We start from the raw sequence: 25,321 nt of genomic DNA on the forward strand, positions 1-25,321 counted from the left end.
TTCCGGGGCTATGCGCTACGGTCGCGGCGAGCATTCGACGGAGACGCCACCATGTTCCAGACCTTTGATTCCGCTGGCGATCCGGCTGTCGGCAAGCCGCGTGTGGCGCTGCTGCGCCAATGGCTGGCGGCCAACGGCCTCGACGGTTTCATTGTGCCTCGCGCCGACGAGCACCAAGGCGAATATGTCGCCGACCGCTCGGCGCGGCTGAAATGGCTGACTGGCTTCAGCGGTTCGGCCGGCGCCGCCGTCGTGCTCGCCGCCCGCGCCTTCATGTTCGTCGACGGGCGCTACACCCTACAGGTGCGCAGCGAGGTCGATCTCGACATTTTTGCGATCGAGAGCCTCGTCGACAACCCGCCGGCCACCTGGATCAAGGACAATCTCGGCAAGGGCGCCAGGCTCGGTTTCGACCCTTGGCTGCACACGCTGAGTGAGGTCAAGGCGCTGCAAACCTCGGCCGAGCAATCCGGCGCGGTACTTGTGCCGCTCGACAGGAACCCGATTGACGTCATCTGGAAGGACCAGCCCGAACCGCCGCGGGCGCCGGTCGAGATCCACCCGATCGGCTTTGCCGGCGAATTGGCCAAGGACAAGCTGGTACGACTGGCGGCTGCGATCGGCAAGGACGGCGCCACGCACGCCGTGCTGACCGACCCGTCCTCGATCGCCTGGGCCTTCAACATCCGCGGCGGCGACGTGCCGCACACGCCACTGGCACTCGGTTTTGCCGTGCTTGCCGCTGACGGCAAGCACCAGCTGTTCATGGACCAACGCAAATTCTCGCGCACCGTCGCGGCCTATCTGACGCAGCTTGCCGAATTGCACGAGCCCGGCGAGTTCGAGGCGGCCATCGCTGCCCTGGCCAAGGGTGGTGCAAAAATCGCGCTCGACCCGGTGTTGGCGGCGGAAAAGCTGAAAATGCTGGTCGAGGACAATGGCGGCACTGTCGTTGCCGCGCCCGACCCGGCCCGCATTCCGCGCGCCACCAAGAACCAGGCCGAGATCAATGGCAGCCGCGCCGCGCATCGTCGCGACGGCGCCGCCATCGCCAAGCTGCTGTGCTGGCTCGACCGGCAAAAACCGGGCTCGCTCGACGAGATCGCGGTCGTCACCAGGCTTGAGGAGACACGCCGGCAGACCGGCGAGGAGACGCAAATGCCGTTGCGCGACGTCTCCTTCGACACCATTTCGGGCGCCGGCCCGAACGGCGCCATCATGCATTACCGCGTGTCGCGCGCCACCAGCCGCAAACTCGCCGATGGCGAGCTGTTCCTGCTCGATTCCGGTGGGCAATATCAGGACGGCACCACCGACATCACCCGCACCGTGCCGATCGGCGCGCCGACAGAGGAGATGCGCGAGCGCTTCACCCTGGTGCTGAAAGGCATGATCGGCATTTCCATGCTGCGCTTTCCCGCTGGCACGCGCGGCTCCGAGATCGACGCTGTGGCGCGCATGGCGCTGTGGAAGCATGGCTGCGACTTCGCCCACGGCACCGGGCATGGCGTCGGCTCTTATCTCGCCGTGCATGAGGGCCCGCAACGCATCGCCCGCACCGGTACCGAGAAGCTGCTCGCCGGCATGATGCTCTCCAACGAGCCCGGCTACTACAAGGAAGGCGCCTACGGTATCCGCATCGAGAACCTCGTGCTGATCACTCCTGCCGAGCAGGTTGAGGGCGGCGACATCGCCGTGCACGATTTCGAGACGCTGACGCTGGCACCGATCGACAAGCGATTGATACGCACCGACCTCTTGACGCGCGACGAGCTGCACTGGCTCGACCAGTACCACGCACGCGTGCTGGCTGAAATCGGCCCGATGCTCGACGGCGAAACGCTGGCCTGGCTGGAGAAGGCGGCGGCACCGCTGCCGCACGACGCAAAGATCTGAGTTTCGGGAACTACCCGACGAACTGCCGCGCCAGGATCAGCACCGCCGTACCGGCCAAGAACATCGCCATCAGGCCGCCGCGCAGCGACGCCAGCGCGGTCACGACTAACGCGGCCCATTCGGCGGGCCCGGCGCTAAGTGCGGCCGGTGCGACCAGCGTCGTCAGCACTGCCGCCGGCACGGCGTTCAGGCCCGCCTCGACGCGCGGATGGATGTTTTCGAAACGCGAGATGACCAGATGCCCGCCGACGCGGGTGAGATAGGTAGCGATCGCGCCGGCGATGATGATCCACAAGGTGGTGCTCATGGCCGTTCCCCCACGCCGCTATGGTGCGGCGGCAGGATGACCGCCAACAGCATGCCGGCGACCGCGCCGATGGAAACGTGCCAAGGCGAACCCACCGTCTTGTAGGCGATGATCGAGGCAACGGCGCTGGCCATGACCACAGGCAGCCAGAGCGGCCGCTTGCGAAAACCAAGCACCAGGCCGAGGAAATAGATCGGCAGCAGGAAATCGATGCCCAGCGCATGCGTGTCGGGAATGAGCTTGCCGAACACCGCGCCGAGCGCGCTTTCGACCACCCAGAACACATAGACCGGCAGGCCAAGCCCCAGATACCAGACAAAGCCAACCGCCTTGCCGGACGCCGCCCTGGCCTCGGCCACGGCGTATTGCGGATCGGTCATGATGAAATAGCCAAGCGCCTGCTGGATCACAGGCCAATGCGAGATGCGTCTGCCAAGGCCGGCGGAATAGAGCACATGGCGGAAGTTCACCGCGAAGATCGACAGCACGATCAACCAGGGCGCGACATGCTGCCCGAACAGTTCGATACCGACCATCTGGCTGGCGCCGCCGAAGACCAGGGCGCTCATCAGGAAGGCCTCGAGCACGGAAAATCCGTTGTCGACGGCTATCGCCCCGAACAGCAAGGCAAACGGCGCCGACGCCACCACGACCGGCATCGAGAGCCGCACGCCGTCCCAGAAATCGCTTTTTGCGCTACCCTCGGAGATCGCTTCCACAGCCATCGGCCACTCCTGCCAGAGGGGTGGTATGTAGGGAGAGCCGGCTTTCTTGTCACACCAATTCGCTTGAGCCAAACGATAAGCGGAAATGATCGCCGGTGGTGTTATCCAGCCTTCCCCTGGATCGCCCTGCCCCAGTCGAGCAGCGGCCTGGCGCGAATGGTGAAATCGACGAGGTCGTCGACCAGGGCCGGCGTATGGATCGTCGCGGGATCGAAATTGTGCCGGACGGCGAAATGCCGGTTGCGGATCGCCTGGGCAAGGTCTGCGTCCGTGACATCCTCGAACCCACGCGGTGCGCGTTTCAGGCAGCCTTCGGTGTCGATCTCGAGACGGTTCTTCTTCAGTGCCGCCACCAAGGCGCGGAATACAGCCGGCTTGGCCGTAATGGCTTTGCGCATCGCCTGGAGCAGCTCCGGGCCGGGCTGCCACCAGGCAACGCCGGCAAAGCAGCGGTCGACCCCTATGTAAACGAAGAACACGCCCTGCTCCATCTTGGTGCCGTCGGGTGACAGGATGGCGGAAAGGTGCTGGTTGTAGGGCCGCTTGTCCTTGGAAAAGCGCACATCGCGGTTGATCCGGAACAGCGATTTCTTGCGGTCGCCGCGCAGGCCGAGGCCCGCCGCCAGGAAGCGTTCGGACAGCGTCTCGACGAGATCGCAGAACGGCTCGTGCAGGTCGCTTTCGTAGAGCGCCCGGTTCTCCTGGAACCATTCCCGGCTCTGGTGGAAATCCAGCGCCTTCAGGAATGGAATGGCCTTCTGCCCGAACCCCTTGAACGCGCCGGCCATCAGCCGCCCCTGCCGATCCGCTGCAGCCAGGTGTCTTCGTCGATCACCTCTATGCCGAGATCGGTGGCAACCTTCAGCTTGGAGCCGGCGCCCGGCCCCGCCACCACCAGGTCGGTCTTCGCGGAAACCGAGCCCGCGACCTTGGCTCCCAGACGTTCGGCCATCGCCTTGGCTTCGGAGCGCGTCACCTTTTCCAGCGTGCCGGTGAACACGATCGTCTTGCCGGCGACCTCGCTGCCGGCCGAGACATCCACGACGTACGGCTTCGGCTTGACCTGCTTGAGCAGCGCATCAAGCACATCGTCATTGCGTTCATTGCCGAAGAAATCGCGAAGCGCGCCGATCACCGTATCGCCAATGCCGTTGATCGATGGGAAGACGCTGTGCGGATCGGCCGCCGCCGCTGTCTCCTTGCCGATGCGGATCAGCTCCTCGATGGTCGAGAAGGTCCGGGCAAGCACGGCGGCCGTCGTATCGCCGATGTGGCGGATGCCCAGCGCGAAGATGAAACGGTCGAGTTCCGGTTCGCGGCGGGAGTCGATGGCTGCAAAAAGCTTGTCGAGACCTTCATAGTTGCGGTCCTCGACACTGCGCACGTTCTTGCGCGTCTTGCCCGATGCAGCCTCGCGCTGCCTGGCCTGCTCCTCACGCCGCTCGGCCAGCGCCTTGGTGACGGCGGGACGACGATCCTTGAGCGTGAAGATATCGGCGGCTGTTTTGATCAATCCCGCATTGAAGAAAGTGTCGATGTTCTCGGCGCCCAGCCCTTCTATGTCCAGGGCGCCGCGTGACACGAAGTGGCGCAATCCTTCCACCGCTTGCGCGGCGCAGATCAACTCGCCGGTGCAGCGCCGGCGGGAATCCTCCTTGCCGGTCTTCTCGTTGATCTCGCGCGTCGCGGGCGAGCCGCAGATCGGACAGCTATGCGGGAATTCGTACGGCGCGGCATCGGACGGACGCTTGTCGATGACGACACTCACGATCTGCGGAATGACGTCCCCCGCCCGCTGGATCACCACCGTGTCGCCGATGCGTATGTCGATGCCGTCGCGGATCGGCTGGCCGGTGCTGTCCAGACCCTTGATGTAGTCCTCATTGTGAAGCGTGACGTTCTCGACCACCACGCCGCCGACCGTGACGGGGGCAAGCCGTGCAACCGGCGCCAGCGTGCCGGTGCGGCCGACCTGGATGTCGATCTTCTGCACTGTCGTCATCGCCTGTTCGGCCGGAAACTTGTGAGCGACGGCCCAGCGCGGTTCGCCGGTGACGAAGCCCCATCTGCGCTGCAGCTCCAGCTGGTCAACCTTGTAGACGACGCCGTCTATGTCATAGCCGAGCGAGGAGCGCTGCTCCTCGATCAAATGGTAGTGCGCGACCAGTTCCTCTACCGATTTCGCCCGCACCATCAGCGGACTGATCTTGAAGCCCCAATCAGCGAACTTTTGCACCGATTCATACTGGGTCGGAGCGGGATCCTCCGACGTATAACCCCAGGCGTAGGCGAAGAATTTGAGGTTGCGGCTGGCGGTGACCGATGGATCCTTCTGGCGCAGCGACCCGGCCGCCGTGTTGCGCGGATTGACATAGTCCTGACCGCCGGCTGCAGCCGAGCGTTGCTTCAGCGCCTCGAATTCCGCGTAGGTCATGTAGACCTCGCCACGTATTTCGATCGTCTCAGGCCAGCCTGAGCCCTTCAGCGTCTTCGGGATGTCAGCGATCGTCTTGAGATTGGCGGTGATGTCCTCGCCGACGGCGCCGTCGCCGCGCGTTGCACCCTGCACGAACACGCCGCCTTCATAACGCAGCGAAGCCGACAGCCCGTCGATCTTCGGCTCAGCCGTGAAGGCGATGTCCAGATCCTTGTCGCGGTCGAAGAACCGACGGCCGCGTTCGATGAAGTCGGTGACGTCCTCGTCTGTGTACGCCTTGGCGAGGCTGAGCATCGGCACCGCATGGCGCACCTTGGCAAAGCCTTCCGCCGGCGGCGCGCCGACCCGACGCGACGGCGAATCCTCGCGGACCAGACCGGGGAACCGTTCCTCGATGGCAAGGTTGCGCCGCGCCAGCGCGTCATATTCCGCGTCCGAGATCGTCGGCGCATCCTCGGTATGGTAGCGCCGGTCGTGCTCGGCAATCTCTGCCGCCAGCCGCTCCAGCTCGCTGGCTGCCTCGCTTTCGCTGAGCGAATCGACAGGTTTTTCCGACATGCTTTTCTTCCCTGAACGTGGCGCGACACAATAGAACAGGATTCTCTCATGAGGGAGAGACCTGGCACGGGAAAATCATTCCTGAACAGCGGGATGGAGCCATATCCTGACTCTGTCCGAAAGACCGGGCTTTCAGCTCCGGATGGCGTGTGGCTAAGCCGCGGCCGTATTCTCGCGCAGCAGCCGTTCAGCCGCGGCGCGCGCCTCGTCGGTGATGGTGGCGCCGGCCAGCATGCGCGCGATCTCCTCCTGGCGCGCCGCCCGGTCCATCTCGGCGATGCCGGTGGCGACCTTGTCGGTGCCGCCGGATTTGGAGATCAGGAAATGCGTCGCCGCGCGCGCCGCCACCTGCGGCGCATGCGTCACCGAAAGCACTTGAACGCGCATCGACAGCCGCGCCAGCCGCTGGCCGATGGCGTCCGCCACCGCGCCGCCAACCCCGGTGTCGATCTCGTCGAAGACCAGCGTCGGTGCCGAGCCGCGGTCCGCCAGCGCCACTTTCAGTGCCAGCAGGAAACGCGAAAGCTCGCCGCCGGAAGCAACCTTCATCATCGGCCCCGGCCTCGTGCCGGGATTGGTGCGCACCCAGAACTCGACCTGGTCGATGCCCTCTTCCATCCGGCTTTCGGCGTCGCTGGTCATCGAAACGATGAACTCGGCCCGTTCGAGCTTCAGCGCCGGCAATTCGGCCATCACGGCTCTGGTGAGCCCTATCGCCGCGGCATGGCGAAGCGACGACAGCTGTGCGGCGGAAATATCGTAGGCCTCGCGCGCGGCGGCGGCCTGCTTCTCCAGTCCGTGCAGGCGCTCTTCACCAGCATCGAGATCGGCGAGGTCGGCGGCCATCGTGTCGCGCAGTTGCGCCAGATCGTCGACCGCCACGCTGTGCTTGCGCGAGGCGGCGCGCAGCGCAAACAGCCGCTCTTCCGCTTTCTCCAGCCGCTGCGGGTCATATTCGGTGGCGCGAAGTGCTGCCTCGACACCCGACTGCGCTGCGTCAAGCGACAGCATTGCCTCGTCGAGCGACTTGACCACATCGTCGAGCAGACCGGGCGCTTCCGTCACCTTGCGCTGCAGCCGCCGCAAAAGGCTGGCCAGTTGCGGCAAGGGCGAGGATGGCCCCGACAGCACGTCCTGCGCATCATGGATTTCCGAGGCGATCTTCTCCGCCCGCATCATCGTGGCGCGCAGCTCCGCCAACTGCGACTCTTCGCCGGGCTGGGGATCGAGCTTGGCCAGTTCCGCGACCGAGGCGCGCAGATAGTCTGCCTCTCTCGCCGCCGCCTCGACCTTGGCGCGGTGTTTGGCAAAGTCCTGCTCGCAGCTTCGCCAGTAGCGCCACGCCTCGCCTGTCGCGCGCGCGGCGCCTAGATGGCCGCCGAAACTGTCGAGCAAGTCGCGATGCGCGCCCGGATCGACCAGCGCCCGCTCGTCGTGCTGGCCGTGGATCTCGACCAGCGCATGGCCGATATCGCGCATCAGGGTGACGCTGGACGGTTGGTCGTTGACGAAGACGCGCGTACGGCCATCGGCCGTCTGCACCCGGCGCAGGATGATGTCGCCGTCGTCCTCGATGGCGTTTTCGGCGAGCAGCGCCCGGGCCGGATGATTGCGCGGCACGTCGAACACCGCGATGACTTGGCCCTGTGCCGCGCCGTGGCGGACCAGCGAAGCGTCGCCGCGGGCGCCGAGCGCCAGCGACAACGCGTCAAGCAGGATGGATTTTCCGGCGCCAGTTTCGCCCGTCAGCACGGAGAGGCCGGGCAAGAAGTCGATGTCCAGCTTCTCGATCAGAACGATATCGCGGATCGACAGCCTGGAAAGCATCAGGCGCCGGTGATCAGCTTCCCGGCCTTGGAGATCCACGACCCGGCATTCTCACGCGGCTGAAGCCCGTTGCTCTGCAGGAGCTTGTAGGAATCCTTGTACCACTGGCTGTCGGGATAGTTGGTGCCGAGCACTGCCGCCGCGGTCTGCGCTTCCGACGTCAGCCCCATCGCATAGTAGCTCTCGGTCAGGCGGGCCAACGCTTCCTCGACATGGCGGGTGTTGGAATAGTTCTCGACCACATTGCGGAACCGCTTGACGGCGGCGATGTATTCGCGGCGCTCGAGATAGTAGCGGCCGATCTGCATCTCCTTGCCGGCCAGCTGGTCGGTGGCGAAGCGGATCTTCTCCTTGGCGTCGTCGACATATTCGGACGTCGGCCAGCGCGTCACCAGATCCTGCATGGTCTGCACGGTCTGGCGTGCTTCCTTCTGGTCCTGGGTGACGTCCTTGATCTGCCGGTAGTAGCTCAGGCCGATGATGTACTGCGCGTAAGCCGCATCGTCGGTCGACGGATAAAGCGTCAGATAGCGCTTGGCCGAGCCGATCGCCTCGTCATAGTGGCCTGCGCGGTAATCGGCAAAGGCGCCCATCACCATCGATTTGCGGGCGAATTCCGAATAGGGATGCTGGCGGTCGACGGCGTCGAACTTCTTGCTCGCCTCGTCCAGACGGCCGGCGTTCAGATTGGCCAGGCCCTGATTGTACAGAACGTCGGCCGGTTCGGTCTGGTCGACATAGGTCGACAGGTCGACGTCTTTCTCGGACGACATGCAGGCCGACAGGAAGAGCGATGGGACAACCACCGAAAGCGCCAGGAAAACAGCCCTATGCGGCGCTTTCGATTGACCAACTCGCTTGAAGAACATGATTGGATTCCGCCCTTTCGGCGTCATTTCAGTCGTCATTTCGGGTCTGGGGCAGCAGCCATAAACCATAACCGCCTTGCCCGGCAACGCTATCTCCGGCCAATCGCACATTTTTGTGGCGGTTTGGCGGTAGGCCCGTGACCGTATGATTTCACCAACCCGTGATGCATCCATGCAACACAGCCCGGCGGCCAGCAAGCCAGAAAATCGTTAAGAATCAGATCATCCAGGGCGCATAGACGGGCGCGCTGACGGCGCTCATCTCAGCGCTCCGACCGCGTTCGCGGCGTGTCGTTTCGACGATCTCGAATGCCGAACGGTCGGACAAAAGCCGCCGCAACGCCGCCGCATTCATCCTGTGGCCGCCGCGATAGGAGCGGAAGCAGCCGATGAAGCGGGCGCCGGCCAGTGCCAGGTCGCCCATTGCGTCCAGCGTCTTGTGGCGCGCGAACTCATTGGGATAGCGCAAGCCGCCCATGTTGATGACGCGGTTGTCGTCGCCGATCACCAGCGAGTTTTCCAGCGACGAGCCGAGCGCGTAGCCGGCCGCCCACAGCCGTTCGACATCCTTCATGAAACCGAAGGTGCGGGCGCGCGCGATGTCGCGGCGGAAAATGTCGGCATTAATGTCGGACGCGAACAGCTGACGGCCGATCGCCGGGCTTTCGAAATCGATCTCGATCTCGAAGCGGGTGCCGTCATAGGGCCGGAATTCCGCCCAGGACGCGCCGTTCTCGATGCGAACCGGCTTGACCACCCTTATGTAGCGGCGCTTGACCGGCAGCGTCTCGACGCCGGCCTGGTCGAAGGCTTCCACGAACGCGATCGCGCTGCCGTCCAGGATCGGGACTTCGGGGCCGTCGATCTCGATGATGAGATTGTCGAGGCCAAGGCCGAAGACCGTGGCCATCAGGTGCTCGACGGTGCCGATGTGCTCGCCCGCCGGATCGCCCAGCATGGTGCAGAGGTCGGTCGCGCCGACTTCGGAGACAAGGGCGCGGAACTCGCGGCTCTCGCCGCCATTTGTAAGCTGGAAAAGGATGCCGGTGTCGGCGTCCGCGGGCAGGAATTGAACGGTAACGGGCTTGCCGCTGTGAACGCCGGTGCCAGTCAGCGTCGCACGCGATTTAAGTGTCGTCTGATAGTCTTGCAAGACAAACCCCATAAGCCCAAACTGCCATCGTCCGCTTCATCAGCCCTGAGGGCGCGCGGCTCTTGAAGTGATCGGCAGGCAGGGCCAACTCCCCGAATCCCGGCAAACCGAAGGTAATCCGGGCGAAGATAGTGGTCCGGGTGGGAGACTCCAAATCACGGTTTCTTTCCTGCTGTAACCGCGACCTGGAGCGAGACACCTCTCGTAACACTCTGTTTTACAACTTCTTTTTGCGTTAACAGGCAAACAATCGCTTGTCTGCCTGTTAACGATTGTTACGGACCGTTAACAGGTCAGTTGGCCTGGCGGCGCAGGAAAGCCGGAATCTCCAGCTGGTCGTCTTCCTGCACAGCCCGGCTCTGCGGCGTCAGCCGGCCCTGCTCGTCCAGCTGCCCGCGACGCGGCGCGTAGAGCTGCGGATCCTGGCTGGCAAGACGGCGCACTTCCGGTGCCGCCTGGCGCAGTTTGGGTTCGCGCGGCTGCGCCGGCTGCAACCGTGCAGGCTCTTCCTCACGACGCGTCAGCCCATTGGTCAGGCGCTTGAGCAGGCCCATCGGGCCGCCGCTCTCATGGTGGTCGGCCGGGCGGCTCTTGGCTTCCACTTCCGCCTTCACCACCGGCGGAAAATCCTCGACGCGCGGCATACGCTGCGGTGCGGCGGCGACCGGCTGCGGCATTTCCCGCAGCGGTGCGGGCTGCACGACCTGCTGCTGAACCACCGGCTGCGGCTGGGCAGGCGGCGCCTGGAAGATCTTGCTCTGCGGGCGGAACTCTTCCGCGTGGGCAGCCGGACGCGGCTGCGCCATGGCGGCCGCATTGGCCTCGGCAAGCTGGATGGCCTCGGCCACCGGATCCACCGCGCGCGGCTCGTAGGCCGCCTGCTGGACAGGTGCCGGACGGCTTTCCGCGATCGCGGCTGCCGGGCGGCTGACCGGCTTCTGCGGCGCGGCGCGGATCGAGATCGGTGCCGCGGCGATTTCAGCCGCGGACTTGTCGATGCCGGTTGCCACCACCGAGACGCGGATCACGCCTTCGAGCTCTTCGTCGAACGTGGCGCCCAGGATGATGTTGGCGTCCTGGTCGACCTCTTCGCGGATACGGGTCGCGGCCTCATCAACCTCGAACAGCGTCAGGTCGCGGCCGCCGGTGATCGAGATCAGCAGGCCCTTGGCGCCCTTCATCGAGGTCTCGTCGAGCAGCGGGTTGGCGATCGCTGCCTCGGCGGCGGCCATGGCGCGGCCCTCGCCCGAAGCTTCGCCCGTGCCCATCATTGCCTTGCCCATCTCGCGCATCACCGAACGGACGTCAGCGAAGTCGAGATTGATCAGGCCTTCCTTGACCATCAGGTCGGTGATGCAGGCGACGCCGGAGTAGAGCACCTGGTCGGCCATGGCGAAGGCATCGGCGAAGGTGGTCTTGTCATTGGCCAGCCGGAACAGGTTCTGGTTGGGGATGACGATCAGCGTATCGACGCATTTCTGCAGTTCCTCGATGCCCAGGTCGGCCGTCTTCATGCGGCGCTGGCCTTCGAAATGGAACGGCTTGGTGACGACGCCGACGGTGAGGATCCCCTTCTCACGCGCGGCCCGCGCCACCACCGGCGCAGCACCCGTGCCGGTGCCGCCGCCCATGCCGGCGGTGACGAAGCACATATGGGTGTTGGAGAGATGATCGATGATCTCGTCGATGCATTCCTCAGCCGCCGCGCGTCCGACTTCCGGCTGCGATCCGGCACCGAGCCCCTCGGTGACATGCGCACCGAGCTGGATCAGCCGCTCAGCCTTCGACATGGTCAGTGCCTGGGCGTCGGTGTTGGCCACCACGAATTCGACACCGCGCAAGCCGGCGGTGATCATGTTGTTGACGGCATTGCCGCCGCCGCCGCCGACACCGAACACGGTGATGCGTGGCTTCAGCTCGGTGATGTCCGGCTTTTGCAGATTGATCGTCATTGTCTCCGTCCTTTGCCTTTCCCGCCGCTTCGCCGCTGCGGCCGCCTATGGGGCTGTCCCCGTCAATTTTAGAAACTGTCTCTCAACCACTGACTCATGCGATGCAGTTTTCCACCCGTTCCGGTCATCCTGAGACCGGAAATTCCTTTCGCAGGATGGCTCTCGAAGTTCGCCATCTGCGGATAGATCAGCAGCCCGACCGGGGTCGAGAATGCCGGCCCCTTGGCCGCTTCCGGCAGGCCCGCCACGCCGAGCGGGCGGCCGATGCGCACATTGCGCCCGAGAATGCGGCGCGCCGCTTCCGGCAGGCCGGAAAGCTGGCTGGCGCCGCCGGTGAGCACGACACGCTTGCCGACGGCGTTGCCGTAGCCGGACTTGTTCAGCCGGTCGCGCAAAAGCTCGAGCGTTTCGTCGATGCGGGCGCGGATGATGCGCGTCATCATCGAGCGCGGCACCTGCAGCGGCATCTCGCCCTCTTCGCCGATCGGCTGGATCGAAACCAGGTCGCGGTCGTCGGCGCTGCCGGGCAGCGCCGAGCCATGCATCACCTTGAGCCGCTCGGCCGCGTCGAGCGAGGTCGACAGGCCCTTGGCCATATCCAGCGTCACATGGTTGCCGCCGATGGCGATGGCGTCGCCATGGACGAACTTGCCTTCCGAGAACACCGAGATCGTCGTCGTGCCGCCGCCCATGTCGATGCAGGCCGCGCCCATTTCGAGCTCGTCGTCGACCAGGGCGGCAAGCCCGCTGGCATAGGGCGTCGCCACCATGCGCTCGACCGACAGATGCGAGCGGTTGATGCAGAGCTCCAGATTGCGCAGCGGCGCCGCATCGCCGGTCAGCACATGCATGTCGACACCGAGCGATTCACCGACCATGCCGCGCGGATCGCGCACGCCGCGCTCGGAATCCAGCGAGAAGCCGACGGGAAGCGAATGGATCACCTCGCGTTCGGTCTTGAGCGCCTGCTTGGCGCCGGCGGCCAGCACCCGCTTGATGTCGGCCTCGTCGGCCTGATGGCCGCCAAGGTTGATGGTGGCCGAGTAGGCTTCGCTCTTCAGCCGGCCGGCCGTCATGTTGACGATCAGCGAATCCACCGTCAGCCCCGCCATGCGCTCGGCTGCGTCGACGGCGAGGCGGATGGCATGCTCGGCGCGGTCGAGATCGACGACGACGCCCGACTTCACGCCTTGCGATTTCTGGTGGCCGATGCCGATCACCTGGATGCGATGCGAGCGTCCGCGCAACAGCTTGCCGTCGTCGCGCGGCTTCAGCTTCGCCACCACGCAGCAAACCTTGCTCGAACCGACATCCAGCACCGTCAATGTGCCGGAGCGGCGCGAGGAGGCATCATTGTTGCCGCCGAGCCAGCTCATATCTTCGTCTCCGGCTTGTGCTTCGGCTTCTGCGGCTTTTCGTTCAGCGCCGCCTCGCGCTGCGTCGCCGCTTCCGGCGTCAACTGCACGACGAGACGGTCGGACAGGCGCATGTCGACGGCGGCGATGTCGCGCGTCAAAAGCCCGTTGTCGTGATCCATCCTGACCAGGTCGGCGATCGCCTGATCCTCGCCATCCTCCGGCAGCTTGATCGTGATGCCGTTCTCGAGCTTCAGGTCCCAGCGCCGTTCGCCAATGCGGATATAGCCTTTGACCCGCGCCGCCAGCTCCGGATATTTCTTGATCTTGGCCAGGAAATCCGGGGCCTTGGCCGGCGCGCCGGTGCCGATGATCAGCGGCAGCAAAGCCTGCTTGCCACCAGAGAACGGCGCGATCACCTCGCCGGACCGCTCGATCACCGAAAGTGTATTGCCCTGCTGCCAGAGCGCGAAAGGCTCACGTTCCTCGATGCGCACTTCCAGCGTATGCGGATAGACCTTGCGCACCGCGGCGACCTCGACCCAGGGCAGCGTCGCGATCCGCTCGCGCGCAGCTTCGGCGTCGAAGCCGATCAGCGAGGTCCAGCCGTCGAGCTGAAGCCGGTCCAGTATGTCGATCTCTGAGGTTTCGCGATTACCGACCACCTTGATCTGGTCGACGGCGAAGCCCGTGCGGGCAGTGATGCCCTGGACGATGCTGTCCGTGTAGCCGCCAAGATAGGCGCCATAGGCGCTGCTCGATCCGATGAGGACCGCCGACAGGATGGCGGCGCAGAAAGGCGGCGCAGTGAACTCACCCTCGCCCAGGCGCGCAAGCACGCGCACCGGCCGGCGAAGCAGCCGCGGCAGCACGAAATGGTCGAAAGACAGCGGCACGCCGAACAGCGTCGGCCCAGCCGCGCCCATCCCCTTGCCCTGGCCCCATTTCAACGCAGACACGAAGCGTCCTCCACCATCCAACTCAACAAATCGCCGAACGAATGTCCCGCATGCGCGGCGATTTCGGGCACCAGAGACGTCGGCGTCATGCCCGGCTGGGTGTTGACCTCGAGCCAGACAACCTCGCCGTTCTCGGAGTGACGGTCGTCGTAACGGAAGTCCGACCGGGAGACGCCCCGGCAACCGATAGCTTGGTGAGCCTTGAGCGCCAGTGTCTGTATTTTTTGGTAAATATTCGGTGAAATTTTAGCAGGGGTTTCGTGTTTTGATCCGCCCGCGACGTATTTTGAATCATAGTCGTAGAAGGAATGGCCGGTCGGGATGATCTCGCAGACACCGAGCGCCACGTCACCCATCACCGCGCAGGTCAGCTCGCGCCCATGCACGTACCGCTCGACCATGACGGTATCGCCGTATTTCCATTCCGACGAGCCGATGACCTGCGGCGGATGCGACTGCCCCTCATGCACGATGACCACGCCGAAGCTCGATCCTTCGTTGACCGGCTTGACCACATAGGGCGGCTTCATCGGATGCTTGCTCTGGATGGCGAAGCGGTTGGTCACCTTCGATTCCGCCACCGGAACGCCGACCGCCTTGACGACCTTCTTGGCCAGCTCCTTGTTCATGGCAAGCGCCGAGGCGAGCACGCCGGAATGGGTGTAGGGAATGGCCAGATATTCGAGGATGCCCTGGATGGTGCCATCCTCGCCGAATGGACCATGCAGCGCGTTGAAGACGACGTCAGGCTTGAGCTCGGCAAGCACGGCGCCGACATCGCGCGCAACATCGACGCGGGTGACCTGGCAGCCTTCCTTCTCAAGCGCATCGGCACACGCTTTCCCCGAGGACAGAGACACGGGCCGCTCCGACGAGAATCCACCCAGGAGGACGGCCACATGCTTGCTTTTCATTTTCCCGTCATCCCCTCTCACGGCGGGTCCGCAACCAATGTTTCCGCAACATTGAGTCCGAGTCTCCCGGCAGGTTGCCCCCCAGACGGAAAACGCGGGTGACGCGTCGAACGACTCAAATCAGGAAACGCTTTAGGGCAGAGAATCAGAGAGTTGATTCGCTGGCAAGTGCTTATGAATCCGACAGATTCACTTTCCGCGAAAACAGCTACGAAAACTGTGTTGTGAGTCTTTGGAGCAACGGTCGCGCGGGTATTTCGGGTCCATGAAGTTAATGCATCACATGAACTTCAGCGCACGCTAATACGCCTTAAAGCAGCTGCCCGAGAAATTCCTGCACGGCATGGCCCTGCCGGAAATCGCCGAGGCGCTTGATTTCCCATTGCAGCCGGATGCCTGAATGTTCAAGCACCCGTGCCCGCACCGTCTCGCCGAGATATTCGAGGTCGTAGCCGGTCGCGGTTCCCGTGTTGATCATGAAGTTGCAGTGCATCGGCGACATCTGCGCGCCGCCGATCATCAGCCCGCGGCAGCCGGCCTTGTCGATCTCCCTCCAGGCCGAAGTGCCCTCCGGATTCTTGAAGGTCGAGCCGCCGGTCTTCTCGCGGATCGGCTGCACCGTCTCGCGATGGTTCTGCACGGCATCCATCGCTGCCTTGATCTCAGCCTGGTCCTGCAAGGTTCCTTCGAAAGTCGCCGAAGTGAAGATCAGCCCTGAAGGCGCCGACGAATGGCGGTAGGCATAGCCCATATCGGCATTGCTCAGCGTATGGACATTGCCCTTGCGGTCGAGCGCCCGCACCTCGACGACGCGCTCGCGTGTCTCGACGCCATTGGCGCCTGCGTTCATCCTGAGCGCACCGCCTACGGCGCCCGGAATGCCGTGGTAGAAATGAAAGCCGCCAATGCCCGCCTCGTAGGCGACGGCGGCGACCCGCTTGTCCGGCGTCGCCGCACCCGCCTTGATAGAGGTTGGCCCGATGACTTCAGCCTCGCCGAAGCCTTTCGCCGAAAGACGGACGACGAAGCCGGCAATGCCGCCGTCGCGCACCAGGAGGTTCGAACCGACGCCGACCACCATCAGCGGTACGTCTTCGGGAACCGCCCGCAGGAATTCAGCGAGATCCTCCTCGTCGGCCGGCTGGAACAGGGCTTCAGCAAGCCCGCCGGCGCGGAACCAGGTGATCTTGTCCATTTCGGCATTGGGCGTGATGCGGCCGCGCAGGCCGGCAATCCGGTCGCCAAGCTTGTCGATCAACGCCTGGCCGCGCATCATGAGATTGTCCCGCCAAGTTCCTTGGGCAACGTATAGGCCCATTGCGTGATGTTGCCGGCGCCGAGGAAGACGACGAAGTCACCCGGCTTGGCCAGATCGCGGATGACAGGCGCAATCGCGGCAGGGCCCTCGATGTAGCGCGCGTCGCGATGGCCGCCGGCGCGAATGCGCGACACCAGTGCGTCCGACGTCACGCCGTCGATCGGCTCCTCGCCCGCCGCATAGACGGGCGCCACCATGACCGTATCGGCATCGTTGAAGCAGACCGAGAATTCGTTGAACAGATCGTGCAGCCGGGTGAAGCGATGTGGCTGCGCAATGGCGATGACGCGGCCAGCGGTGGCGCTGCGTGCGGCCTTCAGCACCGCGGTGATCTCGACCGGGTGGTGGCCGTAGTCGTCGAATATGTCGACGCCATTCCACGAGCCGGTATGGGTGAAGCGCCGCTTGACGCCGGCGAAGGACGACAGACCCTTCTTGATCGCCTCGGCCGACAGGCCGAGCTCATGCGCGACCGCGATCGCCGCCGTCGCGTTGGAAACATTGTGACGGCCGGGCATCGGCAGGCGCAGGCCCGATATCGTCATCTGGCCGCGGCCTTTGCGGTCGCGGATCACCACGTCGAACTCCGATATGGCGCCGGCCATGCGGTGGTTGGTGAAGCGAACGTCGGCCTGTGCGTTCTCGCCATAGGTGATGACACGCCGGTCCTCGATGCTGCCGACCAGCGCCTGCACTTCCGGATGGTCGGTGCACATCACGCCGAAGCCGTAGAACGGCACGTTCTCGACGAACTGGCGAAACGCCTCGCGCACCTTGTCGAAACTGCCATAGTGGTCGAGATGTTCGGGATCGATATTGGTGACGACGGCTATCTCGGCCGGCAGCTTCAGGAAGGTGCCGTCGCTCTCATCGGCCTCGACCACCATCCATTCGCCGTCACCCATGCGGGCGTTGGTGCCATAGGCGTTGATGATGCCGCCATTGATCACTGTCGGGTCGAGGCCTCCGGCTTCGAGCAGCGTCGCCACCATCGAGGTCGTCGTCGTCTTGCCGTGGGTGCCGCCGATCGCCACCGCCTGGCGGAAGCGCATCAGTTCGGCCAGCATCTCGGCCCGCCGCACGACAGGCAGCAGCTTCTCGCGCGCCGCCTTCAGCTCCGGGTTGGATTTCTTGATCGCGGTCGAAACGACCACCACTTCGGCGTCTCCGAGGTTTTCTTCCCTGTGGCCGACGAAGCACTCGATGCCCTTGTCGCGCAGCCGCTGCACATTGGCGCTGTCTGCCTGATCGGAGCCCTGCACCCTGTAGCCGAGATTGTGCAGCACCTCGGCGATGCCGCTCATGCCGATGCCGCCAATGCCGATGAAATGCACAAGGCCGATCGTCTGCGGCATCTTCATGCGTGCGTCTCCTTCCTGAAATCCGAAACGGTTTTCCTGGACGCAATAGCCTCTGTCAGATCGGCGAGCAACCGCGCCGCGTCCGGTTTTCCGGCCGATCTGGCGGCCGCGGCCATGGCCGTCAGCCTGTCGGGGTCGTCCATCAACCCGCCGATCAATGCCGCGATGCGCTCGGGCGAAAGCGTGGATTGAGCATGCACCTCGGCCCCGCCCGCTGCGGCGAGCGCCGCGGCATTGGCCGCCTGGTCGTGGTCGAGCGCGTGCGGATAGGGCACCAGCAACGCCGGCCTGCCGATGACGGCGATTTCCGAGACCGTGGAGGCCCCCGAGCGTGACATCACCAGATGTGCCGCCGCCATCCGCACCGCCATGTCGGTGAAGAAGGGCAAGACCTGTGCGTCGACGCCGAGAGCGGCGTAGGCCGACTTGACCCGCGCCACGTCCTCCGCGCGCGCTTGCTGGGTTATCGTCAGGCGTTTGCGCTGAGGCTCCGTCAGCAACGCGATGGCCGCCGGCACCGCATCGGAGAAGAACTGCGCGCCTTGGCTGCCGCCGAACACCAGCAGCCGGAACGGCTGGTCCTCTGTCGAGGCCGCGTAGGGCGTCTTTGCCGCCTCCAGCACTTGCGGCCTGACCGGGTTGCCAGTGGTCACCGTCTTGGCGCCCGCTGCACTTTCATCCTCGGGCAGGAAGCCGCCGGCGATGGCGTCGACACGGGCTGCCAGCGCCCGGTTGGCGCGGCCCATCACCGCGTTCTGCTCGTGGATCAGCGTCGGAACCTTGCGCCTGGTCGCCGCATAGAGCGGCGGCAGCGTCGGATAGCCGCCGAAGCCGACGACAACTTCCGGCTTGAACCGGGCGATGATGCCGGAAGCCTGGCGCACCCCGCGCCAGATCTTCCAGAAGGCGCCGAGAACCGCGACGGGATTCTTCGATCCCAGGGTCGCCGATTGGATCGGATGGACGGCGCCTGGAAAATGGCTGGAAAAGCGCTCGACACGGTGGTCGGTGGCCAGATGCACCGCCCAGCCGCGCTCGCTCAACTCATGCGCCAACGCCTCGGCCGGGAACAGATGTCCGCCCGTGCCGCCAGCCGCCAGAAGAATCACACCCCTCGACATCTCACTCCGCCGGCATGGCGCGCTGCGACAAGGCAAAGCCCATCTGCTTGCGCTTTTCCGGCCGCTTGCGTGTCAGCGCCAGCACCATGCCCATCGAGATGGCGATGGCGATCTGCGAGGAGCCGCCATAGGAGATGAACGGCAGCGTCATGCCCTTGGCCGGCATCAACTGCAGGTTGACGCACATGTTGATGACCGACTGCAGGCCGAACACCGTGACCAGCCCGCCGACGGCATAGCGCGTGAAATCGTCCTGTTCCTTCATCGCGGTGTTGAGGCCGCGCAGCACGATGAAGGCGAAGATCGACATGATGAAGAAGCACATGATCAGCCCGAACTCCTCGCCGGCGACCGAAAAGACGAAGTCGGCATGGCTGTCGGGAATGACCCGCTTGACCGTGCCCTCGCCCGGGCCGACGCCGAACCAGCCGCCATTGATCAGCGCCTCGCGCCCCATATCGACCTGGAACGTATCGCCCTCGCCGGTCAAAAATTTGTCGATGCGGGCGGCGACGTGCGGAAATACGGTATAGGCGGCGAACAGGCCGCTGGCGCCGGTAACGCCAAGCGCAATGATCCACAGCCATGGCAGGCCTGCCATGAAGAACATGACGCCCCAGGTGCCCGTCACCAGCATGGTCTGACCGAGATCCGGCTGGGCGACCAGCAGCGAGACGACCAGGATCAGCAGCAGCATGGCAAACAGATTGCCGGGAATATCGGGCTGGCGCTTGTGTTCGGCGAACAGCCAGGCACAGACGATGACGAAGGCCGGCTTCAGGAATTCCGACGGCTGGATCGACAGCCCGGCAAGCGATATCCAGCGCCGGGCTCCCTTCACCTCGACGCCGATGTAGAGCACCACCACCATCAGCACGAGCATGATGCACAGCATCGCCAGCGCCACGCGCCGGATCTGCCGCGATTCCAGGAAGGAGACTGCCAGCATCACGCCCAGCGCCGGCACGGTGAAGATGATTTGCCTGGTGGCGAAGTGGAAGCTGTCGAGGCCGATGCGTTCGGCCACCGCCGGGCTCGCCGCGAAGGACAGCACGATGCCCAGCCCCATCAGCGACAGGAATGCCGCCAGGAACCAGCGATCGATCGTCCACCACCAGGTCGCAACCGGACTTTTGTCGAGACGGCTTTGCATTATCGTGGCCCTCCGATGGGTTTCACACCATCTATACCGCTCGCAGCTTGCCTGAAGGCTTCGCCGCGCACTTCGAAATTCTTGAACTGGTCGAAACTGGCGCAGGCCGGCGACAAAAGCACCACCGCCTCACCGCCATCGTCCTTCGCGGCATCATTGGCCGCATGCGCGACCGCGGCCGCCAGCGTGCCCGAGATCTCATAGGGCACGGCCTCGCCGAGCGTCGCTGAGAAGCCCGGCGCCGCTTCGCCGATCAGATAGGCCTTGGCGATGCGCGGAAAGAAACCGCGCAGCGGCTCAATGCCGCCTTCCTTGGGCAGCCCGCCGGCAATCCAGTAGATGCGTGAAAAGCTCGACAGCGCCGGTGCGGCCGCGTCGGCATTGGTCGCCTTGGAATCGTTGATGAACAGCACATGGTCCTTGCGGCCGACCTGTTCCATGCGATGCGCCAGCCCGGGAAAGCTCTCCAGCCCGGCCTGGATCTCGCCCAACTCAAGCCCGACCTTCAGGCAGGCTGCGACCGCGGCAAGCGCATTCTGCGCATTATGCTGGCCGCGCAGCGAGCCGATGCCGTCGAGAAAGGCGACGCGACTATAGCGGCCATTCGCAGCTTCCATCAGATTGCCGCCGTCGGCGAAATAGCCGTCGGTCAGAGGCAAGCGCTTCGAAATGCGGATGACCTGCCTGCCCGCCCGTTCCAGCCGGTCGGCGATCTGGACGCACCAGGAATCGTCGACGCCGACGATCGCGGTCTCGCTGCCGGCCACCAGCCGCTCCTTGATCGAAGCGTAGTGCTGCATGGTGCCGTGCCGGTCGAGATGGTCGGGCGTCAAATTGAGCAGGATACCTGCGGTCGGATTGATCGAGGGCGCAAGGTCGATCTGGTAGGACGAGCATTCCACAACATAGTGGCGCCCGGCCTGAGGCGGATCGAGCGTCATGATGGCGCGGCCGATATTGCCGCCCATCTGCGTATCCCGTCCGGCCGATTTCAGGATATGCGCCGTCAGCGCCGTCGTCGTCGACTTGCCGTTGGTGCCGGTGATGGCAATGAAAGGTGCCTCGGGCGCACGAAAGATCCGCTCGCGGCAGAACAACTCGATGTCGCCGATCACCTCGACGCCTGAGCCGCGCGCGAGCTCCACGGTCCAGTGCGGCTTCGGATGCGTCAGCGGCACCCCGGGCGACAGCACGAAGGCCGAGAACCCGGCCCAGTCGGCGCCGCGCAGGTCGCCGGTCGCAATGCCGACTGCAGCCGCCTTGGCGACGCTGTCCGGATTGTCGTCCCATGCGAGGATGTCGGCCCCGCCGGCGATCAGTGCATGCGCGGTGGCGATCCCAGAGCCGCCGAGCCCGAAGAGCGAGACACGCTTGCCTGCGAAGGATGAGGCGGGGATCAAGCGGCGTCCTATCTGAGCTTGAGGGTCGACAGGCCGACCAGCGCCAGGATCACCGCGATGATCCAGAAGCGGATCACCACCTGGCTTTCGGTCCAGCCGAGCTTTTCGAAATGATGGTGGATCGGCGCCATCAGGAACACCCGCTTGCCGGTCATCTTGAAGTAACCGACCTGGATGATGACCGACAGGATCTCCACCACGAACAGACCGCCGACGATGACCAGGACGATCTCGTGCTTGGTCGCCACCGCGACGGTGCCGATCAGGCCGCCCATCGCCAGCGAGCCGGTGTCGCCCATGAAGATCGCCGCGGGCGGCGCGTTGAACCACAGGAAGCCGAGGCCGGCGCCAATGACCGCGCCAAGCACGACGGCCAGTTCGCCGGTGCCGGGGACGAAGTGGATCTGCAGATATTCGGCGAACACTGCATTGCCCGAGAGATAGGCGATGACGCCGAAGGAGGCCGCCGCGATCATGATCGGGACGATCGCCAGTCCGTCGAGACCGTCGGTCAGGTTCACCGCATTGCCGGCGCCGACGATGACGAAACAGGAGAACGGCACGAAGAACCAGCCGAGATTGACGATGAATTCCTTGGCGAAGGGGAAGGTCAGCGACGACGAGAACGGCGCCTGGCCGTTGTGCATGATCACCCAGGCGGCGATGCCGGCGATGACGAATTCGAGCGCCAGTCTTGCCTTGCCGGAAAAGCCCAGATGCGACTGCTTGGTCACCTTCAGATAGTCGTCGTAGAAGCCGATCGAGCCGAAGCCGAGCGTGACCAGCATCACCACCCAGACATAGATGCTGGAAAGGTTCGCCCACAAGAGCGACGAGCCTATGATGCCGCAAAGGATCATCAGCCCGCCCATGGTCGGCGTGCCGGCCTTCTTGAAATGCGTCTGCGGCCCGTCGGCGCGGATCGGCTGGCCCTTGCCCTGCCGAAGGCGCAGTGAATTGATGATCGTTGGCCCGAAGATGAAGACGATCAGCGCCGAGGTGATCAGCGCCCCGCCGGTGCGGAAGGTGATGTAGCGGAAGACGTTGAAGACCGAGATCTTGTCCGCGAAATCGACGAGCAGTGTGAACATGAAACTCCGTCCCCCGGGCCGGTCTTAGGTCTGTTCAATGGATGTGGCTTGCGCCGGAAATTTGCCGAGCAATGCCTCGACCAGCTTTGAAAAACCGATGCCTTTCGACGATTTGACCATCACCACGTCGCCAGGCTTCAACGCCGACAGCAGAAGCGGCTTCAACTCTTCGGCGCCGGCGCGATACTCCGTATCGATCTCGTCGGGCAAGATGTCCGCCAATGCCCGCATTTCAGGGCCGCCGAGAAAGACCGTGCGCGTTTCAGTGCCGACGATGAGATCGGCAAGGGCTGCGTGCAGCTTCTCCGAATGGTCGCCGAGTTCGAGCATGTCGCCGAGCACGGCGATGCGCCTGCCCTCGCCCGACACAGGCGTTGCGTTGAGCAGCGCCATAGCCGCCTGCATCGAGGCCGGATTGGCGTTGTAGCTCTCGTCGATCAGCGTGATCTGCCCTTTCGGATGGCGCAGCACATGGCGCTTGCCGCGGCCGCGCTCCGCCGAGAGGTTGGCCAGCGCCGAGGCCACCGTGCCGATATCGGCACCAACCAGTTGCGCCGCGCCCAGCACGGCCAGCGCATTCTGCACCATGTGGCGGCCGGGCGCGCCGACGCGGGCGGCGACGTCCTGCCCGCCGATCCTGGCAGTGATCATGGAATGGCCGGCATGCAGCTCGCATTTGACCAGCTTGAAGGTCGAGCGGGCATTTTCGCCGAAGCCGAAGACATGCTCGACACCGGCCGCTCTGGCGATCTTGTCCAGCAGTTTCCAGCGCCCGTCGTCGCGGTTGAGCAGGGCGGCACCGTCAGGTTCCAGCCCCTCGAATATCTCGGCCTTGGCCTTGGCGATTTCGTCGAGATTCTTGAAGAAGCCGAGATGCGCCGCCGCGATCAGCGTGACGATGGCGACATGCGGGCGGACCATCTTGACCAGCGGCCGGATTTCATCCGGATGGTTCATGCCGATCTCGAACACCGCGTAGTCGCAATCGGCGGGCATCCGCGCCAGCGTCAGCGGCACGCCCCAATGGTTGTTGAACGACTGCGCCGAGGCATGCACCTTGCCGACAGCAGACAGCACGTGGCGTAGCGCTTCCTTGGTGGTCGTCTTGCCGGCCGAGCCGGTCACCGCGATGATCCTGGCATTGGAGCGCGCGCGTGCCGCGACACCGAGCTTTTCCAGCGCGGCAAGCACGTCCTGGACCACGATCATCGGCGCCGTCAGCCGCCCCAGCGACGGCAGCTTGCCCTCGGCGACGACCAACACCCCGGCGCCGGCCTTGACGGCGGCTGTCGCGAAATCATGGCCATCCATCACCTCGCCCTTGATGGCGAAGAAGGCGTCACCCGGCTGCAGGCTGCGGCTGTCGATCGAAATGCCGGAAATACCCTCCGGCATCGGGCCGATCGGCCGCCCGCCCATGGCGTCGACCAGCGCTTCGGAGGTCCACAGGGCACTCATGCAGCCCGCTCCCCGAGCGCTGCACGAACTTCCTCGTGGTCGGAGAAATGCAATGTCTCAGCGCCGATGGTCTGGCCTTCCTCGTGGCCCTTGCCGGCCACGATCAGCGTATCGCCGGCGTGAAGCATGGCCACCGCCTCGTGGATCGCCTTGCGCCGGTCGCCGATCTCGATGGCGCCGGGCGCAGCGGCGAGGATCGCAGCGCGGATCGTTTCCGGCACTTCCGAACGCGGATTGTCATCGGTGACGATGACGACATCGGCGAGCCGCGTCGCAATCTCGCCCATGATCGGCCGCTTGCCTCGGTCGCGATCGCCGCCGCAGCCGAACACCACAATGACGCGGCCAGTGGTGAATGGCCGCACGGAAGCGAGCACGTTTTCCAGCGCGTCCGGCTTGTGCGCATAGTCGACATAGACAGGCGCACCATTGCCGGTGGTACCGACGAGGTCGAGTCGACCCGGTGCGCCTTTCAATTTTTCCAATGCAATCAGGGCCTTGGCGGCCGGGGTTCCAGTGGAAATGGCCAAACCCGCCGAAACCAGCGCGTTCGCGATCTGGAAATCGCCGGCCAGCGGCAGGTCGATTTCGTGCAGCACGCCGTCGGCCTCGACTTCGGCGCGCTGGCGATGGCGCTCATGCTCGACCCGCTTCAGCCTGAGGAAATCGCCGTGGCGACCGACCGTCAGCACGGTCAACCCTGCTGCCTTGGCCGCTTTGATCGTCGGCTCCGACCACGGGTCGTCGGCGAAGATGACCGCCGGCGCGCCCTTGGGCAGCAGCGTGTCGAACAGGCGCAATTTCGCCTGGTGGTACTCCTCGACGGTCGGGTGATAGTCCATGTGGTCGCGGCCGAGATTGGTGAAACCGCCGGCGGTGAGTTTCACACCATCCAGCCGCCGCTGGTCGAGGCCATGGCTGGAGGCTTCCATCGACGCGTGGGTGACGCCGGCATCGGCAAGTTCGCGCAAAAGCTGGTGCAGCGCCACCGGGTCGGGCGTGGTGAGCGAGCCATACTCGTTGCGGCCGGGCGCCACCACGCCGGTGGTGCCGATCGAAGCGGCGGCATGGCCGGCCTGCTCCCATATCTGCCGCGTGAAGGCGGCGACCGACGTCTTGCCGCTGGTGCCCGTCACCGCCACCATTGTCTCCGGCTGCCTGCCGAAGAAGCGGGCAGCACTCAGTGCCAGCGCCAGGCGCGGGTCGCCGACGGCAAGCACCGGGACCGACAACCCGGCAATGGCGCTGGATTTGCCCGCCACGATCACTGCTGCGCCGCGCTTCGCAGCATCCTCGGCATAGGTCACACCGTCCGCCTTGGTACCAGTGAGCGCGAAAAAGACGACGCCGGGTTTTACCTGGCGGGAATCCGAGGAAATCCCGGTCACCTCCAGGTCGAGGGAAGCTGTTCCCTCGACAGGCAGGATACCGGCTAGGTCTTTCAGCTGCATCGAAACCCGTTCATCG

20 protein-coding genes are annotated in these 25,321 nt (G+C 64.7%); 1 reads left to right on the forward strand and 19 read right to left on the reverse strand.

What is annotated here, in order from left to right:
* Positions 1-51 precede the first annotated feature (51 nt).
* Positions 52-1,896: an aminopeptidase P family protein gene (locus A6B35_RS22945; RefSeq protein WP_006204879.1), complete on the forward strand. Its 1,845-nt coding sequence runs from the start codon at positions 52-54 to the stop codon at positions 1,894-1,896.
* Positions 1,897-1,906: 10 nt separating this feature from the next.
* On the opposite strand, the gene A6B35_RS22950 is transcribed toward A6B35_RS22945, so the two are convergent.
* The 19 genes from A6B35_RS22950 to A6B35_RS23040 form a co-directional block, all read right to left on the reverse strand.
* The gene (locus A6B35_RS22950; protein ID WP_006204878.1) at positions 1,907-2,203 is read right to left on the reverse strand and encodes an AzlD family protein; all 297 of its coding nucleotides are present in this window, start codon (positions 2,201-2,203) and stop codon (positions 1,907-1,909) included.
* Positions 2,200-2,928 carry an AzlC family ABC transporter permease gene (locus A6B35_RS22955; RefSeq protein ID WP_006204877.1) on the reverse strand — a complete coding sequence of 243 codons (729 nt, stop codon included), beginning with the start codon at positions 2,926-2,928 and terminating at the stop codon, positions 2,200-2,202. The genes A6B35_RS22950 and A6B35_RS22955 overlap by 4 nt, the downstream gene beginning before the upstream one ends.
* Positions 2,929-3,029: 101 nt before the next feature.
* A complete protein-coding gene (locus A6B35_RS22960; RefSeq protein ID WP_006204876.1) occupies positions 3,030-3,716 on the reverse strand; it encodes a DUF2461 domain-containing protein in 687 nt (228 codons plus the stop codon).
* A complete protein-coding gene (ligA, locus tag A6B35_RS22965; protein WP_006204875.1) occupies positions 3,716-5,923 on the reverse strand; it encodes an NAD-dependent DNA ligase LigA in 2,208 nt (735 codons plus the stop codon). Before ligA ends, A6B35_RS22960 begins: the two co-directional genes overlap by 1 nt.
* A 153-nt stretch (positions 5,924-6,076) precedes the next feature.
* Complete coding sequence (gene recN, locus A6B35_RS22970) at positions 6,077-7,750, reverse strand: DNA repair protein RecN (protein ID WP_006204874.1); 1,674 nt, start codon at positions 7,748-7,750, stop codon at positions 6,077-6,079.
* Entirely contained in the window at positions 7,750-8,619 is an 870-nt protein-coding gene (locus A6B35_RS22975; protein ID WP_006204873.1) for an outer membrane protein assembly factor BamD, read from the reverse strand. The genes recN and A6B35_RS22975 overlap by 1 nt, the downstream gene beginning before the upstream one ends.
* A 217-nt stretch (positions 8,620-8,836) precedes the next feature.
* Positions 8,837-9,784, reverse strand: coding sequence for a UDP-3-O-acyl-N-acetylglucosamine deacetylase (gene lpxC, locus A6B35_RS22980; protein ID WP_006204872.1), 948 nt, complete (start codon positions 9,782-9,784; stop codon positions 8,837-8,839).
* A 281-nt stretch (positions 9,785-10,065) separates the two neighbouring features.
* A complete protein-coding gene (gene ftsZ / locus A6B35_RS22985; RefSeq protein ID WP_006204871.1) occupies positions 10,066-11,724 on the reverse strand; it encodes a cell division protein FtsZ in 1,659 nt (552 codons plus the stop codon).
* Positions 11,725-11,792: 68 nt separating this feature from the next.
* The gene (ftsA, locus tag A6B35_RS22990) at positions 11,793-13,100 is read right to left on the reverse strand and encodes a cell division protein FtsA (protein ID WP_006204870.1); all 1,308 of its coding nucleotides are present in this window, start codon (positions 13,098-13,100) and stop codon (positions 11,793-11,795) included.
* Positions 13,097-14,038 carry a cell division protein FtsQ/DivIB gene (locus A6B35_RS22995; RefSeq protein WP_040583583.1) on the reverse strand — a complete coding sequence of 314 codons (942 nt, stop codon included), beginning with the start codon at positions 14,036-14,038 and terminating at the stop codon, positions 13,097-13,099. Before A6B35_RS22995 ends, ftsA begins: the two co-directional genes overlap by 4 nt.
* Positions 14,026-14,952, reverse strand: a complete 927-nt coding sequence (locus A6B35_RS23000; protein WP_006204868.1) for a D-alanine--D-alanine ligase — start codon at positions 14,950-14,952, stop codon at positions 14,026-14,028. Before A6B35_RS23000 ends, A6B35_RS22995 begins: the two co-directional genes overlap by 13 nt.
* A 310-nt stretch (positions 14,953-15,262) precedes the next feature.
* Positions 15,263-16,228 (reverse strand): UDP-N-acetylmuramate dehydrogenase, encoded by a 966-nt coding sequence (gene murB / locus A6B35_RS23005; protein ID WP_040583581.1) that lies wholly within the window; start codon positions 16,226-16,228, stop codon positions 15,263-15,265.
* Positions 16,225-17,631, reverse strand: a complete 1,407-nt coding sequence (gene murC / locus A6B35_RS23010) for a UDP-N-acetylmuramate--L-alanine ligase (RefSeq protein WP_006204866.1) — start codon at positions 17,629-17,631, stop codon at positions 16,225-16,227. The genes murB and murC overlap by 4 nt, the downstream gene beginning before the upstream one ends.
* Positions 17,628-18,752 carry an undecaprenyldiphospho-muramoylpentapeptide beta-N-acetylglucosaminyltransferase gene (murG, locus tag A6B35_RS23015; protein ID WP_006204865.1) on the reverse strand — a complete coding sequence of 375 codons (1,125 nt, stop codon included), beginning with the start codon at positions 18,750-18,752 and terminating at the stop codon, positions 17,628-17,630. Before murG ends, murC begins: the two co-directional genes overlap by 4 nt.
* Before the next feature lies 1 nt (position 18,753).
* Positions 18,754-19,905 carry a putative lipid II flippase FtsW gene (ftsW, locus tag A6B35_RS23020; RefSeq protein WP_006204864.1) on the reverse strand — a complete coding sequence of 384 codons (1,152 nt, stop codon included), beginning with the start codon at positions 19,903-19,905 and terminating at the stop codon, positions 18,754-18,756.
* Positions 19,905-21,305, reverse strand: a complete 1,401-nt coding sequence (gene murD / locus A6B35_RS23025) for a UDP-N-acetylmuramoyl-L-alanine--D-glutamate ligase (protein ID WP_006204863.1) — start codon at positions 21,303-21,305, stop codon at positions 19,905-19,907. The genes ftsW and murD overlap by 1 nt, the downstream gene beginning before the upstream one ends.
* Positions 21,306-21,313: 8 nt before the next feature.
* The gene (gene mraY, locus A6B35_RS23030; RefSeq protein WP_006204862.1) at positions 21,314-22,396 is read right to left on the reverse strand and encodes a phospho-N-acetylmuramoyl-pentapeptide-transferase; all 1,083 of its coding nucleotides are present in this window, start codon (positions 22,394-22,396) and stop codon (positions 21,314-21,316) included.
* A gap of 24 nt (positions 22,397-22,420) precedes the next feature.
* Positions 22,421-23,854, reverse strand: a complete 1,434-nt coding sequence (locus tag A6B35_RS23035) for a UDP-N-acetylmuramoylalanyl-D-glutamyl-2,6-diaminopimelate--D-alanyl-D-alanine ligase (protein WP_065518261.1) — start codon at positions 23,852-23,854, stop codon at positions 22,421-22,423.
* Entirely contained in the window at positions 23,851-25,305 is a 1,455-nt protein-coding gene (locus A6B35_RS23040) for a UDP-N-acetylmuramoyl-L-alanyl-D-glutamate--2,6-diaminopimelate ligase (protein WP_006204208.1), read from the reverse strand. Before A6B35_RS23040 ends, A6B35_RS23035 begins: the two co-directional genes overlap by 4 nt.
* Positions 25,306-25,321: the final 16 nt, after the last annotated feature.

Origin of the sequence: Mesorhizobium amorphae CCNWGS0123, from assembly GCF_001686985.1 — a bacterium.
GTDB classification, from domain to species: domain Bacteria; phylum Pseudomonadota; class Alphaproteobacteria; order Rhizobiales; family Rhizobiaceae; genus Mesorhizobium; species Mesorhizobium amorphae.

What these genes read in the sequence shown, in the direction of transcription:
- A6B35_RS22945 (WP_006204879.1), top strand. Translation starts at nt 52, where the DNA reads ATGTTCCAGACCTTTGATTCCGCTGGCGATCCGGCTGTCGGCAAGCCG.
- A6B35_RS22950 (WP_006204878.1), bottom strand. Translation starts at nt 2,203, where the DNA reads ATGAGCACCACCTTGTGGATCATCATCGCCGGCGCGATCGCTACCTAT.
- A6B35_RS22955 (WP_006204877.1), bottom strand. Translation starts at nt 2,928, where the DNA reads ATGGCTGTGGAAGCGATCTCCGAGGGTAGCGCAAAAAGCGATTTCTGG.
- A6B35_RS22960 (WP_006204876.1), bottom strand. Translation starts at nt 3,716, where the DNA reads ATGGCCGGCGCGTTCAAGGGGTTCGGGCAGAAGGCCATTCCATTCCTG.
- ligA (WP_006204875.1), bottom strand. Translation starts at nt 5,923, where the DNA reads ATGTCGGAAAAACCTGTCGATTCGCTCAGCGAAAGCGAGGCAGCCAGC.
- recN (WP_006204874.1), bottom strand. Translation starts at nt 7,750, where the DNA reads ATGCTTTCCAGGCTGTCGATCCGCGATATCGTTCTGATCGAGAAGCTG.
- A6B35_RS22975 (WP_006204873.1), bottom strand. Translation starts at nt 8,619, where the DNA reads ATGTTCTTCAAGCGAGTTGGTCAATCGAAAGCGCCGCATAGGGCTGTT.
- lpxC (WP_006204872.1), bottom strand. Translation starts at nt 9,784, where the DNA reads ATGGGGTTTGTCTTGCAAGACTATCAGACGACACTTAAATCGCGTGCG.
- ftsZ (WP_006204871.1), bottom strand. Translation starts at nt 11,724, where the DNA reads ATGACGATCAATCTGCAAAAGCCGGACATCACCGAGCTGAAGCCACGC.
- ftsA (WP_006204870.1), bottom strand. Translation starts at nt 13,100, where the DNA reads ATGAGCTGGCTCGGCGGCAACAATGATGCCTCCTCGCGCCGCTCCGGC.
- A6B35_RS23000 (WP_006204868.1), bottom strand. Translation starts at nt 14,952, where the DNA reads ATGAAAAGCAAGCATGTGGCCGTCCTCCTGGGTGGATTCTCGTCGGAG.
- murB (WP_040583581.1), bottom strand. Translation starts at nt 16,228, where the DNA reads ATGATGCGCGGCCAGGCGTTGATCGACAAGCTTGGCGACCGGATTGCC.
- murC (WP_006204866.1), bottom strand. Translation starts at nt 17,631, where the DNA reads ATGAAGATGCCGCAGACGATCGGCCTTGTGCATTTCATCGGCATTGGC.
- murG (WP_006204865.1), bottom strand. Translation starts at nt 18,752, where the DNA reads ATGTCGAGGGGTGTGATTCTTCTGGCGGCTGGCGGCACGGGCGGACAT.
- ftsW (WP_006204864.1), bottom strand. Translation starts at nt 19,905, where the DNA reads ATGCAAAGCCGTCTCGACAAAAGTCCGGTTGCGACCTGGTGGTGGACG.
- mraY (WP_006204862.1), bottom strand. Translation starts at nt 22,396, where the DNA reads ATGTTCACACTGCTCGTCGATTTCGCGGACAAGATCTCGGTCTTCAAC.
- A6B35_RS23035 (WP_065518261.1), bottom strand. Translation starts at nt 23,854, where the DNA reads ATGAGTGCCCTGTGGACCTCCGAAGCGCTGGTCGACGCCATGGGCGGG.
- A6B35_RS23040 (WP_006204208.1), bottom strand. Translation starts at nt 25,305, where the DNA reads ATGCAGCTGAAAGACCTAGCCGGTATCCTGCCTGTCGAGGGAACAGCT.